12 protein-coding genes are annotated in these 17,083 nt (G+C 56.7%); 10 read left to right on the top strand and 2 right to left on the bottom strand.

The window, feature by feature from the left end:
• The first annotated feature begins 26 nt into the window (after window positions 1-26).
• The 6 genes from rlmD to queE all read left to right on the top strand — a co-directional run bounded on the left by rlmD (window position 27) and on the right by queE (window position 8,695).
• Window positions 27-1,376, top strand: a complete 1,350-nt coding sequence (rlmD, locus tag ACN28Q_RS08580) for a 23S rRNA (uracil(1939)-C(5))-methyltransferase RlmD (RefSeq protein ID WP_095845959.1) — start codon at window positions 27-29, stop codon at window positions 1,374-1,376.
• Between the two features lie 14 nt (window positions 1,377-1,390).
• Window positions 1,391-3,625, top strand: coding sequence for a GTP diphosphokinase (gene relA / locus ACN28Q_RS08575; RefSeq protein ID WP_095845958.1), 2,235 nt, complete (start codon window positions 1,391-1,393; stop codon window positions 3,623-3,625).
• A gap of 63 nt (window positions 3,626-3,688) precedes the next feature.
• On the top strand, window positions 3,689-4,483 hold the full coding sequence (gene mazG, locus ACN28Q_RS08570; RefSeq protein WP_095845957.1) for a nucleoside triphosphate pyrophosphohydrolase: 795 nt from the start codon (window positions 3,689-3,691) through the stop codon (window positions 4,481-4,483).
• A 337-nt stretch (window positions 4,484-4,820) separates the two neighbouring features.
• Complete coding sequence (gene pyrG, locus ACN28Q_RS08565) at window positions 4,821-6,458, top strand: glutamine hydrolyzing CTP synthase (RefSeq protein WP_095845956.1); 1,638 nt, start codon at window positions 4,821-4,823, stop codon at window positions 6,456-6,458.
• 82 nt (window positions 6,459-6,540) lie between these two features.
• A complete protein-coding gene (gene eno, locus ACN28Q_RS08560) occupies window positions 6,541-7,839 on the top strand; it encodes a phosphopyruvate hydratase (RefSeq protein WP_095845955.1) in 1,299 nt (432 codons plus the stop codon).
• Between the two features lie 184 nt (window positions 7,840-8,023).
• Entirely contained in the window at window positions 8,024-8,695 is a 672-nt protein-coding gene (gene queE / locus ACN28Q_RS08555) for a 7-carboxy-7-deazaguanine synthase QueE (protein WP_095845953.1), read from the top strand.
• Between the two features lie 30 nt (window positions 8,696-8,725).
• On the opposite strand, the gene queD is transcribed toward queE, so the two are convergent.
• A complete protein-coding gene (queD, locus tag ACN28Q_RS08550; protein ID WP_095845952.1) occupies window positions 8,726-9,088 on the bottom strand; it encodes a 6-carboxytetrahydropterin synthase QueD in 363 nt (120 codons plus the stop codon).
• 411 nt (window positions 9,089-9,499) lie between these two features.
• Here queD and cysJ point away from each other — a divergent pair, with 411 nt between their 5' ends.
• The 3 genes from cysJ (at window position 9,500) to ACN28Q_RS08535 (ending at window position 14,200) form a co-directional block, all read left to right on the top strand.
• A complete protein-coding gene (gene cysJ, locus ACN28Q_RS08545) occupies window positions 9,500-11,305 on the top strand; it encodes an NADPH-dependent assimilatory sulfite reductase flavoprotein subunit (RefSeq protein WP_095845951.1) in 1,806 nt (601 codons plus the stop codon).
• Window positions 11,305-13,020 (top strand): assimilatory sulfite reductase (NADPH) hemoprotein subunit, encoded by a 1,716-nt coding sequence (cysI, locus tag ACN28Q_RS08540; RefSeq protein WP_095845950.1) that lies wholly within the window; start codon window positions 11,305-11,307, stop codon window positions 13,018-13,020. Before cysJ ends, cysI begins: the two co-directional genes overlap by 1 nt.
• A gap of 445 nt (window positions 13,021-13,465) precedes the next feature.
• Window positions 13,466-14,200 carry a phosphoadenylyl-sulfate reductase gene (locus tag ACN28Q_RS08535; protein WP_095845949.1) on the top strand — a complete coding sequence of 245 codons (735 nt, stop codon included), beginning with the start codon at window positions 13,466-13,468 and terminating at the stop codon, window positions 14,198-14,200.
• A 44-nt stretch (window positions 14,201-14,244) separates the two neighbouring features.
• On the opposite strand, the gene ACN28Q_RS08530 is transcribed toward ACN28Q_RS08535, so the two are convergent.
• Window positions 14,245-15,309 (bottom strand): aminopeptidase, encoded by a 1,065-nt coding sequence (locus ACN28Q_RS08530; RefSeq protein ID WP_095845948.1) that lies wholly within the window; start codon window positions 15,307-15,309, stop codon window positions 14,245-14,247.
• Between the two features lie 339 nt (window positions 15,310-15,648).
• Here ACN28Q_RS08530 and cysG point away from each other — a divergent pair, with 339 nt between their 5' ends.
• Window positions 15,649-17,079, top strand: coding sequence for a siroheme synthase CysG (gene cysG / locus ACN28Q_RS08525; protein ID WP_095845947.1), 1,431 nt, complete (start codon window positions 15,649-15,651; stop codon window positions 17,077-17,079).
• The last annotated feature ends 4 nt before the right edge of the window (window positions 17,080-17,083 follow it).

The following is a 17,083-nucleotide window of genomic DNA, read 5'->3' as shown; positions in this document are numbered from 1 at the left end:
ACAAACCAGCACATAATTGATAAATAATGGCGCAATTCTACTCTCCCAAACGCCGCGTGACGACCCGGCAGGCTTCACAAATATTAACCGTAGCGGTAGCGGATCTCGATCCGTTCGGCCAGGGTGTGGCGCGCCACAACGGTAAAGCGGTGTTTGTGCCGGGCGTATTGCCGGGCGAACAGGCGGAAATTCAACTGACGGAAGATAAGCGCCAGTTCGCCAAAGGCCGGCTGAAAAAGCTGCTAAACCGCAGCCCGCAGCGGGTAGAACCACGTTGCCCACACTTTGGCGTATGCGGCGGCTGCCAACAGCAACATGCCGATGAGGCGCTGCAACAGCAAAGCAAAGCCGCCGCGCTGCAGCGTTTGATCGGCCGTGAAACCGGCGTGGCCGTACAGCCCGAAGCGGTAATCGCCGGCCCGGCCTATGGCTATCGCCGCCGGGCCCGGCTGGGGCTGGCCTGGCAGCCCAGGCAGCAGCAGTTGCAGATGGGGTTCCGCCAGGCGGCGTCGAATGAACTGGTGAACATCAGGCAGTGCCCGGTGCTGGTGCCTGAGCTGGAACAACTGCTGGCGCCGCTGTACCGCTGCCTGGCGGGGCTGGACGCCGCCCGGCATCTCGGCCATGCGGAACTGGTGCAGGCCGACAACGGATCGGTGCTGGTGCTGCGCTGCATGGCGGTATTGCAGGAGAAGGATCGCCAGGCGCTGCTGGCGTTCGCCCGGCAAAACGCGCTGACGCTTTATTTGGCGCCGGACAGCGAACGCCTGGATAAACTGTGCGGTGAAGCACCGTATTATCAGGTTGACGGTCTACGCTTAACCTTCAGCCCGCGCGATTTCATCCAGGTGAACGATGCCGTCAATCAGCAAATGGTGGCGCAGGCGATGGCGTGGCTGGATATCCAGCCAACCGACCGGGTGTTGGATCTTTTCTGCGGCATGGGCAACTTCACGCTGCCGTTGGCCCGGCGCGCCAGGGCGGTTGTCGGCATTGAAGGTGTTGCCACGCTGGTGGCGAATGGGCAGTATAATGCACATCAGAATTCGCTGGAAAATGTCGCGTTCTTCCATGAAAACCTGGAAGCGGACATTGAGCAGCAGCCTTGGGCAGCACAAGGGTTTGATAAAGTGATGCTGGATCCCGCGCGCGCTGGCGCAGCCGGGGTGATGTCACATATTGTAAAACTGGCACCAGAGCGGGTGGTTTACGTCTCCTGTAACCCAGCCACGCTGGCCCGCGACAGTAAAGTGTTGCTGGATGCCGGTTATCGTCTTGCTCGTGTACGGATGCTGGATATGTTCCCGCACACAGGGCATCTTGAGTCAATGGCGCTGTTTATTAACGGTAAGACGCCGGCGGCCGCTGCAAAGTAGGGAGAAGTCAAGTTATGGTTGCGGTAAGAAGTGCACATCTGAATAAGGCCGGAGAGTTTGCACTGGATGCGTGGATTGCCAGCTTGGGGTTATCCAATTCACAGTCTTGTGAGCGGTTGGCCGCAACCTGGCAATATTGTGAGCAGCAGACCAAGGGCCACCCGGATGCGGCACTGCTGCTGTGGCGTGGCCTGGAGATGGTGGAAATCCTCTCGACGCTGAGCATGGATAACGACAGCATGCGCGCGGCGCTGCTGTTCCCGCTGGTGGATGCCGGCGTGGTGCAGGAAGCCGCGCTGGATGAAGCCTTCGGCAAGCACATCACCAGCCTGGTGCACGGCGTGCGCGACATGGACGCCATCCGCCAGTTGAAAGCCACCCATAACGATTCCATGGGCTCGGAGCAAGTGGATAACGTGCGGCGTATGCTGCTGGCGATGGTGGAAGATTTCCGCTGCGTGGTGATCAAGCTGGCGGAGCGTATTGCCCACCTGCGTGAAGTGAAAGACGCGCCGGAAGACGAGCGCGTGCTGGCGGCGAAAGAGTGCTCGAATATCTATGCGCCGCTGGCCAACCGCCTGGGTATCGGCCAACTTAAGTGGGAGCTGGAGGATTTCTGCTTCCGCTACCTGCATCCGGAAGAGTACAAACGTATCGCTAAGCTGCTGCATGAGCGGCGTATCGATCGTGAACAGTTTATTGATGACTTTGTGGCCTCGCTGCGCAAGGCGATGGCGGATGAAGGCATCAAGGTCGAAATCTATGGCCGGCCAAAGCATATCTACAGCATCTGGCGCAAAATGCAGAAGAAGCACCTCGCTTTCGACGAGCTGTTTGACGTGCGAGCGGTGCGCATTGTGGCCGAGCGCCTGCAGGATTGCTATGCGGCGTTGGGCATCGTCCATACCCACTTCCGCCATTTGCCGGATGAGTTTGACGACTATGTCGCCAACCCCAAACCCAACGGCTACCAGTCGATCCACACTGTGGTGCTTGGCCCGCGCGGCAAAACGGTTGAGATCCAGATCCGCACCCGCCAGATGCACGAAGACGCCGAGCTGGGCGTGGCCGCACACTGGAAATACAAAGAAGGCGTGGGCGTCGCGACGGTGCGTTCCGGCTATGAAGAACGCATTGCGTGGCTGCGTAAACTGATCGCCTGGCAGGAAGAGATGGCGGATTCCGGCGAGATGCTGGATGAAGTGCGCAGCCAGGTTTTCGACGACCGCGTGTACGTGTTTACCCCGAAGGGGGACGTGGTGGATTTGCCCGCCGGCTCCACGCCGCTTGATTTCGCCTACCACATCCACAGCGATGTGGGGCATCGCTGCATCGGCGCCAAGATTGGCGGGCGCATCGTGCCGTTCACCTACCAGTTGCAGATGGGCGACCAGGTGGAAATCATCACCCAGAAGCAGCCGAACCCTAGCCGCGATTGGCTGAACCCCAACCTGGGCTATGTCACCACCAGCCGCGGGCGTTCGAAGATCCACAACTGGTTCCGCAAGCAGGATCGCGATAAAAACATCCTTGCCGGGCGGCAGATGCTGGATAACGAACTGGAGCATCTGTGCATCAGCCTGAAAGAAGCCGAGAAACTGCTGATCCCGCGTTACAACATGAACTCGCTGGATGAAGTGCTGGCGGCGATCGGCGGTGGCGATATCCGGCTGAACCAGATGGTGAACTTCCTGCAAAGCAAGCTCAACCAGCCAAGCGCCGAAGAGCAGGATCGCGAAGCGCTGCGCCAACTGGTGCAGCAGAAAGCGCCGCCGGCCACGCGCAAAAAAGACGACGGCCGCGTGGTGGTGGAAGGGGTCGGCAACCTGATGCACCACATTGCCCGTTGCTGCCAGCCTATCCCGGGCGACGATATCGTCGGCTTTATTACGCACGGGCGCGGTATCTCGATCCACCGCGCGGATTGCGATCAGTTGGCGGAGCTGCAAGAGAATGCGCCGGAACGTATTGTCGATGCGGTGTGGGGTGAAAGCTACTCCAGCGGTTATTCGCTGGTGGTGCGGGTGATCGCCAACGATCGCAGCGGCCTGCTGCGCGACATCACCACTATCCTGGCCAATGAAAAGGTCAACGTGCTGGGCGTGTCCAGCAGGAGCGACACCAAAAAACAGTTGGCCACCATCGATATGGATATCGAGATCTACAACCAGGTGGTACTGGGGCGGGTGATCGCCAAGCTGAACCAACTGCCGGACGTGATCGACGCCAAACGCCTGCACGGCAACTGATCGCTCTTTTTCTTTCCATCCAAAGCCCGGTATACCGGGCTTTTATTTGTTCAGGATTTACCCATGACCCAAGTGACATCATTGCAACGCTTGTTGACCATCATGAAAAAGCTGCGTGACCCGCAGACGGGCTGCCCGTGGGATCGCACGCAGACCTTTGACAGCATCGCGCCTTACACGCTGGAAGAAACCTACGAAGTGCTGGATGCCATTCAACGCCAGGATTATGACGATCTGCGCGATGAACTGGGCGATTTGTTGTTCCAGGTGGTGTTTTACGCCCAGATGGGCCAGGAGCAGGGGCTGTTTGATTTCCAGGATATTTGCCACGCCATCAGCGATAAGCTGGAACGCCGCCATCCGCATATTTTTGGCGATGCCAGTGCGGCTGATACCGCCGCCGTTGCCGCGCGCTGGGAAAAGATAAAAACGCAAGAGCGCGCCGAAAAAGCGCTGCATTCTGCGCTGGATGATATTCCCCAGGCGCTGCCGGCGTTAATGAAGGCGCACAAAATCCAAAAGCGTTGTGCGGCGGTCGGCTTTGACTGGAACACGCTGGGGCCGGTGGTGGACAAGGTGTACGAAGAAATCGACGAAGTGATGCACGAGGCGCGTCAGGCGGTGGTGGACGAGAAAAAGCTGGAAGAGGAACTGGGCGATCTGCTGTTCGCCACGGTGAATCTCACCCGTCACTTGGGCCATAAGGCGGAAAATGCGTTGCAGGCGGCGAACCGCAAGTTTGAACGCCGTTTTCGCCAGGTTGAGGCGATTATCGGGCAGCAGGGCATGAGCATGAACGACGCCACGCTGGAGCAAATGGAAGCGGCCTGGCAGCAGGTGAAACAGCAGGAAAACTGATTGTTTGATCGGCGACAATATTCACCCTAGCTGAAACGGTTAAGCTACGCATCAGAATTGGTTGTGGCGCCAGAGCAACGTGTGTAAAGAGCAACAAACTGAATTGTAAGGTGTTTTTTTGCCGCAGAAGGCTGCTAAAAGAGAAGTTTTAACGCTAACCTGTTGTTTTACAAATATTGTATGGGGGGTCTTGATGGGGTTAACCCGGATGAACCCACGGTGGTGGCAGAGATGATGGATGGCAAAACGATCGTTTGTAGGTCAAGGCGGGTTCGGGTATACTACTTTCCCGTCTTGGTTCTTCCATCGTCTTTAAACCTAAACTCTCAGGTTCAGCATGACAACTAATTATATTTTTGTGACCGGCGGGGTCGTATCCTCTCTGGGTAAAGGCATTGCCGCAGCCTCTCTGGCGGCTATTCTTGAAGCCCGTGGCCTCAACGTTACCATCATGAAACTGGACCCGTACATCAACGTGGATCCGGGCACCATGAGCCCGATTCAGCATGGGGAAGTTTTCGTCACCGAAGACGGCGCAGAAACCGATCTGGACCTGGGCCACTACGAGCGCTTCATTCGCACCAAAATGACGCGTCGCAACAACTTTACCACCGGCCGCATCTACTCCGACGTTCTGCGTAAAGAACGCCGTGGCGACTATCTGGGCGCGACCATTCAGGTTATTCCGCACATCACCAACGCCATCAAAGAGCGCATTATTGAAGGCGGCGAAGGCCATGACGTGGTGCTGGTTGAAATCGGCGGCACCGTCGGCGATATCGAATCCCTGCCGTTCCTGGAAGCGATCCGCCAGATGGCGGTGGAAGTCGGCCGTGAGCACACGCTGTATATGCACCTGACCCTGGTGCCGTATCTGGCAGCCGCCGGCGAAGTGAAAACCAAGCCTACCCAGCACTCGGTAAAAGAACTGCTTTCAATCGGGATCCAGCCGGATGTGCTTATTTGCCGTTCAGATCGCGCCGTTCCGGCCAATGAACGCGCGAAAATTGCGCTTTTCTGCAACGTGCCGGAAAAAGCGGTTATCTCCCTGAAAGACGTTGATTCTATTTATAAAATCCCTGGCCTATTGAAATCACAGGGGTTGGACGATTATATTTGTAAACGATTCAGCCTGAACGCACCGGAAGCGAACCTGGCTGAATGGGAACAGGTTATTTACGAAGAAGCCAATCCAGGCGGCGAAGTGACTATCGGCATGATCGGCAAATATATTGAACTGCCGGATGCTTACAAGTCTGTGATTGAAGCGCTGAAACACGGCGGCCTGAAAAACCGTCTGACCGTAAATATCAAGCTGATCGATTCGCAGGATGTTGAAACCCGCGGCGTCGAAGTTCTGAAAAATTTGGATGCTATCCTGATCCCTGGTGGTTTCGGCTACCGTGGCGTTGAGGGTAAGGTGATGGCCGCACGCTATGCGCGCGAGAACAAAATCCCTTACCTGGGTATTTGCCTGGGGATGCAGGTTGCGCTGATGGAATTTGCCCGCAACATGGCCGGAATGGAAAACGCGAACTCCACCGAGTTTGTGCCGGACTGTAAGTACCCGGTTGTGGCGTTGATTACCGAATGGCGCGATGAAGACGGCAATGTTGAAGTGCGTACGGAAGATGGCGATTTGGGCGGCACCATGCGCGTTGGCGGTCAACTGTGCCATCTGACGGATGACAGTCTGGTGCGCCGCATGTATGGTACGCCAACGATTGTTGAACGCCATCGTCACCGCTATGAAGTCAACAATATGCTGTTGAAGCAAATTGAAGCAGCGGGGCTCCGCGTAGCGGGCCGCTCTGCCGACAACAAGCTGGTTGAGATTGTTGAATTGCCTGATCATCCGTGGTTTGTCGCTTGTCAATTCCACCCGGAATTTACCTCGACGCCGCGTGATGGGCATCCGTTGTTCGCCGGCTTCGTCAAGGCGGCGGGTGAATACCAGAAACGTCAGGTAAAATAAGCGTTTAGTGAACAACGCGCGGTGAGAACCGCGCGTTGTTGTCTGGAGTTTTAGTTTAACTTGTGACTTGAGGAAAACCTATATGTCCAAAATTGTTAAAGTCATCGGCCGTGAAATCATCGACTCACGCGGCAACCCTACCGTTGAAGCTGAAGTGCATCTGGAAGGTGGTTTCGTAGGCCTGGCTGCTGCGCCATCAGGTGCTTCCACCGGTTCCCGTGAAGCACTGGAACTGCGCGACGGTGACAAGTCTCGTTTCCTGGGTAAAGGCGTACTGAAAGCGGTTGCTGCGGTAAACGGCCCAATCGCTGAAGCCGTACTGGGTAAAGATGCTAAAGACCAGGCTAACATCGATAAAATCATGATCGATCTGGACGGCACTGAAAACAAATCAAAATTCGGCGCTAACGCTATCCTGGCTGTTTCCCTGGCTTCAGCCAAAGCTGCTGCGGCTTCCAAAGGCATTCCTCTGTACGAACACATCGCTGAACTGAACGGCACCCCAGGCAAATTCTCTATGCCCCTGCCTATGATGAATATCATCAACGGTGGCGAGCACGCTGACAACAACGTTGATATTCAGGAATTCATGATTCAGCCAGTTGGCGCGAAAACCCTGAAAGAAGCGGTTCGCATCGGTTCTGAAGTGTTCCACAACCTGGCTAAAGTGCTGAAAGCCAAAGGCATGAACACTGCAGTAGGTGACGAAGGTGGCTATGCGCCAAACCTGGAATCCAACGCTGCTGCGCTGGCTGCTATCAAAGAAGCCGTAGAAAAAGCAGGTTACGTGCTGGGTAAAGACGTTACCCTGGCGATGGACTGTGCAGCTTCTGAATTCTACAACAGCGAAACCGGTAACTATGAGCTGAAAGGCGAAGGCAAAACCTTCACTTCTCAGGAATTCACTCATTACCTGGAAGGCCTGACCAAAGAATATCCGATCGTGTCCATCGAAGATGGCCTGAACGAATCTGACTGGGATGGCTTCGCATACCAGACCAAAGTGCTGGGCGACAAAATTCAGCTGGTGGGCGACGACCTGTTCGTTACCAACACCAAGATCCTGAAAGAAGGTATCGATAAAGGCATCGCTAACTCCATCCTGATCAAATTCAACCAGATCGGTTCTCTGACCGAAACGCTGGCTGCTATCAAGATGGCGAAAGACGCTGGCTACACCGCGGTTATCTCTCACCGTTCCGGTGAAACCGAAGATGCAACCATCGCCGACCTGGCGGTAGGTACTGCTGCTGGCCAGATCAAAACCGGTTCTATGAGCCGTTCTGACCGCGTTGCCAAATATAACCAACTGATCCGTATTGAAGAAGCGCTGGGCGACCGCGCACCATTCAACGGCCGTAAAGAAATCAAAGGCCAGTAATCACGCCTTTTGTTTCGTTGGTAGATAAAACCCGCTGCGGCGGGTTTTTTTTCGCCTGCGTTTTGTGCTGCGATGATGGGGCCGCGCGTGAGATATCGCCCGAGCGGCTGCAGGAAGATGCAATTTGGTGGCGGCGGGGGAATCTGCGATAATCGCGCTTTAAATTTGCTGAATTGAGAAACAAATGCAGTACCCGATTAACGAAATGTTCCAGACCTTGCAGGGTGAAGGCTATTTCACCGGTGTTCCTGCGATTTTTATCCGCCTGCAGGGGTGCCCGGTTGGCTGTAGCTGGTGCGATACCAAACATACCTGGGAAAAGGACGCCAATCGGGAAGTGGATCTGCAGCGGATCCTGGTGAAAACGCAAGAGAGCGCCGCGTGGGGCAGCGCCAGCGCCGAACAGTTGCTGGCGGTGGTGCGCCAGCAGGGTTATACCGCACGCCATATTGTCATCACCGGCGGCGAGCCCTGTATACACGATCTGGCCCCGTTAACTGCCCTGTTTGAACAGCACGGCTTTTCTTGCCAGATAGAAACCAGCGGCACACATACCATCCTGTGCTCGCCGGGCACCTGGGTGACGGTATCGCCGAAAGTGAATATGCGTGGCGGCCTCAAGGTGTTGCCCACGGCGCTGGCGCGTGCCGATGAGATAAAGCACCCGGTGGGGCGGCAGCGCGATATTGAGGCCCTGGATGCACTGCTGGCGACGTTGCACGATGATAAACAGCGGGTGATTGCCCTGCAGCCGATTAGCCGGAAAGAAGAGGCGACGCGCCTGTGTATCGAAACCTGCATTGCGCGCAATTGGCGGCTTTCAATGCAGACGCACAAATATCTGGATATTGCCTGAAATAAGGGCGCTGTTGCAGCGCCCTTATCGTTAACCTTTGTAGATGCAGCCTGCGGTGCAGGTTTCCTTTACCATGACGGCGGAAAGCAGCGGCAGCCGTGGTTTCATTTGGCGCCAGATCCAGGCAGCCAGCACTTCGCTGGTGGGGTTTTCCAACCCTTCCACCTCGTTGAGGTAGTGGTGATCCAGCTGTTCCCAGACGGGTTTGAATGCCGCTTTAAGCTCAGCAAAATCGATAACCCAGCCGGTATGGGGATCCACTTCACCGGTGACTTCCAGCCGCACCATGAAAGAATGCCCATGCAGCCGGCCGCATTTATGGCCTTCAGGCACGTGCGGGAGCAGGTGTGCGGCTTCGAACGTAAAATCTTTAAACAGCGTGGTTGCCATTATAACGGCCTCATTGACTCAAAAACCGCCGCATAGTACCGGAAAGCAGCGCTGCATGCCATTTATACCGCGTTTGTTGCTACACACTGCCGCGCGGCGCTGCTTAACAGTTTTTTTGTTTGGTCTGACCTCTGCTTACCCGTACAGCAAGTTAGCCGCAAATGCGATTCATTCAAAAACAGCATTTAAAAACCCTTTTATTTCAAATAAATAAAAATAATTATTTAGTGATTTAACCGTTATCCATTACCAGAAAAACAGCTTAGTCATTTTGGTTATTATTTATTGCTATCCCTTATTTATTTGTTGTTATTCTGCTCTGTAACCTTACAAACTCACCTGATCTTTTCAGGACACGGAACACAACGAAAAGCCGGCATCCAGTACTGGCTACGTATAGGAAACATGTGCGCAATGACGACTCAGGCTCCTCCAACTTCTTTGCTCCCACTGTCGCCCGAACAGCTGTCACGCTTACAGACGGCGATTGGCGATTATTCACCGACGCAGCTGGCTTGGCTGTCGGGGTATTTCTGGGGAATGGTCAACCAGCAACCCGGCGCTACCGCCACGGCGCTCACCCCGCCATCGGCCACAGCGGCCGGCATCACCTTGATTTCGGCTTCACAAACCGGTAATGCACGCCGCCTGGCGGAACAACTGCGTGATGAGCTGTTGGCGGCCAAACTGGATGTCACTCTGGTGAACGCCGGTGATTATAAATTCAAGCAGATTGCGCAAGAGCGGCTGCTGATTATTATCGCCTCCACCCAAGGGGAAGGGGAACCGGCGGAAGAAGCTGTGGCGCTGCATAAATTCCTGCATTCGAAAAAAGCGCCCAAGCTGGATAACACCGCGTTTGCCGTCTTTGGCCTGGGCGATACCTCGTATGAGAATTTCTGCCAGTCTGGTAAGGATTTCGATGCCAGGCTCGCCGAACTGGGCGCCGAGCGCCTGGTGGAGCGCGTTGATGCCGATGTGGAATACCAAGAGCTGGCGGCGGCCTGGCGCCGGCAGGTGGTTGAGGTGCTTAAATCGCGCGCCCCGGCGGAAAACGCCGCCCCCGGCGTGCTGGCCAGCGGCGCTATCGATCAGATAGACAGCAGCCCATACAGCAAAGAACAGCCGCTGACCGCCACGCTGTCGGTCAACCAAAAGATCACCGGCCGCGGCTCGGATAAAGACGTGCGCCATATCGAAATCGATCTGGGTGACGCCGGCCTGCGCTACCAACCCGGCGACGCGCTGGGCGTGTGGTTTGAAAACGATCCGGCGTTGGTGGATGAGTTGGTGCAACTGCTTTGGCTGAAGGGCGATGAGCCGGTTGCGGTGGAAGGCAAAACCTTACCGCTGGCGCAGGCGCTGCGCAGCCACTTTGAACTGACGCAGAACACCACGCCGATCGTTGAAAAGTACACTGCGCTGGCACGCGATGAGAAGCTGATTGAACTGCTGGCCGACAAAGCCAAATTGCAGCACTACGCCCGCAATACGCCGATTGTCGATATGGTGCGCCAGGCGCCGGTGGATCTCAGCGCCGAGCAACTGGTCGGTTTGCTGCGCCCGCTGACGCCGCGCCTGTATTCCATCGCCTCTTCACAAGCGGAAAACGAAGACGAAGTGCACATCACCGTTGGCGTGGTGCGCTATGAGATTGACGGCCGCCCGCGCGCCGGCGGCGCTTCCAGCTTCCTGGCCGATCGCCTGGAAGAAGATGGCGAGGTGCGGGTGTTCATTGAGCACAATGAGAACTTCCGCCTGCCGGCTAACCCGGATACGCCGGTAATCATGATTGGCCCAGGCACCGGCATCGCCCCGTTCCGCGCTTTTATGCAGCAGCGTGAAGCCGACGGTGCCACGGGCAAAAACTGGCTGTTCTTCGGTAACCCGCACTTTACCGAAGATTTTCTTTACCAGGTTGAATGGCAGCGCTACGTCAAAGACGGCCTGCTGAGCCGTATCGATTTGGCCTGGTCGCGCGATCAACAACATAAAGTCTATGTACAAGACAAATTGCGTGAACAGGGTGCGGAAGTGTGGCGCTGGATTCAGGAAGGCGCGCACATTTACGTCTGCGGCGATGCGAATCGCATGGCGAAAGACGTTGAGAACACATTACTGGAACTGGTGGCCGAGCACGGTGGCATGGATACCGAGCAGGCAGATGAATTTTTAAGTGAGCTGCGCTTTGAGCGCCGTTATCAGCGAGATGTTTACTGATGAGTGATAAACACACCGGGCCTCTGGTGGTAGAAGGCAAACTGGCTGATGCCGAACGCATGAAGCACGAAAGTAACTTCCTGCGCGGCACTATCGCCGAAGATTTAAACGACGGGCTGACCGGCGGCTTCAACGGTGATAACTTCCTGTTGATCCGTTTTCACGGTATGTACCAGCAGGATGACCGTGATATCCGCGCTGAGCGCGCCGAACAGAAGCTGGAGCCGCGCCATGCGATGATGCTGCGTTGCCGCCTGCCTGGCGGTGTGATGACGCCGCAGCAGTGGTTGGGCATCGATAAGTTCGCACAGGAAAATACGCTGTATGGCAGCATCCGCCTGACCAACCGCCAGACCTTTCAGTTCCACGGCATCCTGAAGCGCGATCTGAAATCAGTGCACCAGTTACTGAACCAACTGGGGCTGGATTCGCTGGCGACCGCCAACGACGTGAACCGCAACGTGCTTTGTACCTCTAACCCGGTGGAGTCCGAGCTGCACCAGGAAGCCTATAAATGGGCGAAGAAGATTTCCGAGCACCTGCTACCGCGCACCCGCGCCTATGCGGAGATCTGGCTGGATCAGGAAAAAGTGGCCACCACCGATGAAGAGCCGATCCTGGGGCCGAACTATCTGCCGCGCAAGTTTAAGACTACGGTAGTGATCCCGCCGCTGAATGATGTTGATCTGCACGCCAATGACATGAACTTTGTCGCGATTGCCGACAACGGTAAGCTGGTCGGTTTTAACCTGCTGGTTGGCGGCGGCTTATCCATCGCTCATGGCGACAAAAAGACCTATCCGCGCCAGGCCAGTGAGTTTGGCTATATTCCGCTGGAGCATATCATGGCGGTGGCGGAAGCGGTGGTGACCACCCAGCGCGACTGGGGCAACCGCACCGATCGTAAAAACGCCAAAACCAAATATACCTTGGAACGCGTGGGTGTTGACGCTTTCCGCGAAGAAGTGGAAAAGCGCGCCGGCATTAAGTTTGAACCGATTCGCCCGTATGAGTTTACCGATCGCGGCGATCGTATCGGCTGGGTGAAGGGCGTGGATAACCACTGGCATCTGACGCTGTTTATTGAAAACGGGCGTTTGTTGGATTATCCGGGCCGGCCATTGAAAACCGGCGTGGCTGAAATTGCCAAGATCCATAAAGGGGACTTCCGCCTGACGGCCAACCAAAACCTGATCGTGGCCGGCGTGCCGACACGGCAAAAGGCCAAGATCGAAGCGCTGGCGCGCAAGTATGGTCTGATTGACGACAACGTGACGGAACAGCGTAAGAACTCGATGGCCTGCGTGTCGTACCCGACCTGCCCGCTGGCGATGGCGGAAGCCGAACGTTTTCTGCCGGAGTTCGTCTCCAAAGTGGAAGCGATTATGCATCAGCACGGCGTGGGCGACGAGTACATCGTGCTGCGCGTCACCGGCTGCCCGAACGGCTGTGGCCGCGCGCTGTTGGCGGAAATTGGCCTGGTGGGCAAAGCCATTGGCCGTTATAACTTGCATCTGGGCGGTAACCGTGAGGGCACAAGGATCCCGCGGATGTACCGTGAGAATATTAATGAAGAAGAAATCCTGAAAGAGATCGATCACTTGGTCGGCCGCTGGGCGAAAGAGCGCCAGGCGGGCGAGGGGTTCGGTGATTTCACCGTGCGTACCGGCATTATTAAGCCGGTGGTGGATTCCGCACGCGATTTCTGGGATTGATTACCGGCGCCCGCTTGCCCTCACCCCGCCCCTCTCCCACAGGGAGAGGGAGTAACCGGTGCCCGGAATAGGCTTTGTGAAATAAGACACAGGGCCGGCAGTATTAGCACGAACGATCCCCTCTCCCTGTGGGAGATGGCTAGGGTGAGGGGCGTTCGCCGGTAGGTTAGGTATCCCCTATATCCCCTCTCCCTGTGGGAGAGGGCTAGGGTGAGGGGCGTTCGCCGGTAGGTTAGGTACCCCCTATATCCCCTCTCCCTGTGGGAGAGGGCTAGGGTGAGGGGCGTTCGCCGGTAGGTTAGGTACCCCCTATATCCCCTCTCCCTGTGGGAGAGGGCTAGGGTGAGGGGCGTTCCCCGATAGGTAAGGTACCCCCCATATCCCCTCTCCCTATGGGAGAGGGTTAGGGTGAGGGGCCATCATCAAGCATCTGGAGGCCGGACATATGGCTGAATTCGATCTGGCGGCGCTGAGCGCGTTGCCCAAGCCCGAGCAAGAACAGGCACTGGCGGCCGTTAATGCGCAGTTGGAAACCCTGTCGGCGGAACAGCGCGTGGCATGGGCGCTGGAACAGCTGCCCGGTGAGTTTGTGCTGTCATCCAGTTTTGGTATCCAGGCCGCCGTGTGCCTGCACCTGGTGACGCGCATCAAACCGGATATCCCGGTGATCCTCACCGACACCGGCTATCTGTTCCCGGAAACCTACCAGTTTATCGATCAACTGGTGGACCAACTGCAGTTGAACCTGAAGGTGTTCCGCGCCGAGCAGTCACCGGCCTGGCAAGAAGCGCGCTACGGCAAGCTTTGGGAACAAGGGGTGGAAGGCATTGAGAAATACAACCTGATCAACAAGGTTGAGCCGATGAACCGCGCTTTGCAAACGCTCGGCGCCCAAACCTGGTTTGCCGGCCTACGGCGCGAACAGTCTGGCAGCCGCGCCAACCTGCCGGTGTTGGCGGTGCAGCGCGGGGTTTTCAAACTTCTGCCGATTATTGAGTGGGATAACCGTAAAATCTATCAGTACCTGACCGAACACGGGCTTGGCTATCACCCGCTGTGGGAGCAAGGCTACTTGTCGGTCGGCGACACTCACACGACCCGTAAATGGGAACCGGGCATGAGCGAAGAGGAAACCCGTTTCTTCGGCCTTAAGCGTGAATGCGGGTTGCACGAAGGCTAACCGTAGCAGGGCCTGTTAACCGGGCCCTTACCGTGGCGCCCCGCCTAGCCCTTGGCTGATTTTGCCGGGTGCGCCTGCGCCAGTTCTTTGATCAACGGCAGCAGAATCTGCACGCTTTCACGGCTGCGCTTGTCGATGCGCCCTGGCATATAGCGTTCCAGGTATTGCAGGTTGTCATACTGCGGCCGGTGCCGCGTCAGCCCCTGTGGGAAGTGCGGGCTGATCGCACGTTGCAAATCCTCATCTTTATTCCCTAACGTCCAGTTGGCCGCTTCCATCGTCAACGTGGGGAATTTTGCCTGATCAAAGGCATCATCATCCGCGCTTTCCTTACCGGTTTTTTTATTGCCCGGCGGAATAGCGGCGGCGATCCCATAGCGGCGAGCAATACTTAACGCGCGATTGCGGGTGGTTTTGGCCACATCCGCAGGCGTATTGCGCCCGGCAGAGAAGTAGAGACGATCGCCGGCGATCAGGCTGTCGAGATTGATCACCAACACGGTATTCGCCTTCTCGTCTTCACTCATTCGCTGCAGATAGTTTTGCGCGCCGAGCGCGCCAATCTCTTCTGCGCTGGTCGCGATAAAACGCAGGCCGTAGTGGGTGGGGATATCTTTCATCCGTTGCGCCAGCTCAAGCATCACGCCGACGCCAGAGGCGTTATCGTCCACGCCCTGTAACGTCAGGCCGCCGAGGTTGTGATCTAGATCGGCGTCGCTTTGCGGCAGATAGGTGTCAAAGTGGGCGACGATCAGGATCTGTTTCGGCGTCTCGCCGGGCTTGGCGGCAATCACCGAGCTGGCGGTGACGTTGTTCCAGTTTTGTTTGCCGTCTTTACTGGTATAGAGATAGCGAGTGTTGAAACTGCGAACGTCGCTTTGGTAACCCATGTTGATGAACTGCTGCTTCAGGTAGTCTGCGGTAAGCAATTCCGCTGGGCTGCCGGCCATTCTGCCGGGGAAATAGGTCGCAATGTGGCGGATCTGCCCGGCGGCAAATTGGCCCAATGGCATTTCTTTTGCCGCGTGCGCTGTGGTGGCGGAAACGTTGAAAACGGCACCCAAGGCCACCGCGAGCAGACCGGCCTTCAGGTAAAAACGGGAAAACATATCGGAAAATCCTTCTCTGATATCGGCACTGCAGTTATTTTTTGTGATGTTCAGTATGATGCTGCTCCCCTGATTACACAATTTCACTTGCTCTTAATTTTTGCCCGAATGTGCAAAATTTTATTTACCGCTTTTGCGCCTGGTGGTGTGCTTCCCCCTGATTTCCCTATGGATAAGCCTTCACGGGGCAAATAGCCATGCGCTGGCTTATCGTCAGGCTTGGTTTCGTATCGCACCCTTTATTCCATAAAGGAACTAGTCATTCCTTTTCGTCATTTCAGGGGCTAAATAACAGCCCGTATAGTCACACTATCTTTCTGTTATATGACAAAGGCTGTTGTGGACTATCTACCTATTTTTGCCGATCTGAAACAACGCCCGGTACTGGTCGTTGGCGGCGGTGAAGTGGCTGCGCGCAAAGTCTCCTTTCTTCAGCGCGCTGGGGCTGAAATACGGATAGTTGCGCAGTCGCTTTCAACCGAGTTGGAGCACCTTCGCCAGCAGGGGAACATCCACTGGCTGGGGCAGGCTTTTTCCCCTGCACAGTTGGACGACGTTTTTCTGGTGATTGCCGCCACCAATGATCCGGCGTTAAACGCCGCGGTATTCGCCGCAGCGGACAAACGCCGCGTGCTAGCTAATGTGGTTGACGATCAGCCGAGCTGTTCATTTATTTTTCCTTCGATAGTCGAGCGCGCGCCGCTGATGGTGGCCATCTCTTCCAGCGGCCAGGCACCGGTGCTGGCGCGCATGCTGCGTGAAAAACTGGAAGCGCTGTTGCCGGCCAGCCTGGGCACCATGGCTGAACTGGCCGGCGGCTTTCGCCAGCGCGTGAAGCAAGCATTACCCAGCGTTGATCAACGTCGCCGCTTTTGGGAAAGAACCTTTGGCGGGCGTTTTGCCACGCTGGTGGCCACTGGCCAGGCCGCGCAGGCCGCACAGGATATGGAACAGGATTTAACCGCCTTTGCCGCCGGTAATGAACGCTCGCAGGGTGACATCGCACTGGTGGGCGCCGGGCCGGGCGACGTTGGGCTGCTGACGTTGCGCGGCCTGCAGGTGATACAGCAGGCCGACGTGGTGCTCTACGATCACTTGGTGAGCGAAGACGTGCTGGAACTGGTGCGCCGCGATGCGGAACGGATCTGCGTGGGTAAACGCGCGGGCGCGCATTCGGTGATCCAGGAGGAAACCAACCGCCTGTTGGTGGAACTGGCGCAGCAGGGGAAACGCGTGGTGCGCCTGAAAGGGGGTGATCCGTTCATCTTTGGGCGCGGCGGCGAAGAGCTGCAGGTGGCCGCTGCTGCGGGGATCCCGTTTCAGGTGGTGCCGGGCGTGACGGCCGCGGCAGGGGCGATGGCCTATGCCGGCATCCCGTTGACGCACCGCGATCATGCCCAGAGCGTGACTTTTATTACCGGCCACAGCCGTTCCGACGGTGAAGGGTTGGACTGGGCGGATTTAGCGCGCGCCCGGCAGACGCTGGCTATTTATATGGGCACCATGACGGCGGCGGAGATCAGCCAGCGCCTGATAGCCCATGGCCGCGCGGCGGAGACGCCGGTGGCGGTGATCAGCCGTGGCACCCGCCCCGATCAACAGGTGCAAATCGGCACGCTGCAGCAGCTTGAACAATTAGCGCAACAGGCGCCGCTCCCGGCCTTGCTGGTGATCGGCGAGGTTGTGGCGCTTCATCATCAAATTGCCTGGTTTGGGCAGCAATCGCAGGCGGCGGGGCAGGTGCGCCCAGCCGTCGTAAATTTGGCGTAAGGAT

It is taken from the genome of Gibbsiella quercinecans (genome assembly GCF_002291425.1).
Taxonomy (GTDB): domain Bacteria; phylum Pseudomonadota; class Gammaproteobacteria; order Enterobacterales; family Enterobacteriaceae; genus Gibbsiella; species Gibbsiella quercinecans.
The sequence above is the reverse complement of the archived record's forward strand: the minus strand, read 5'-3'. Positions and strand labels throughout refer to the sequence as shown.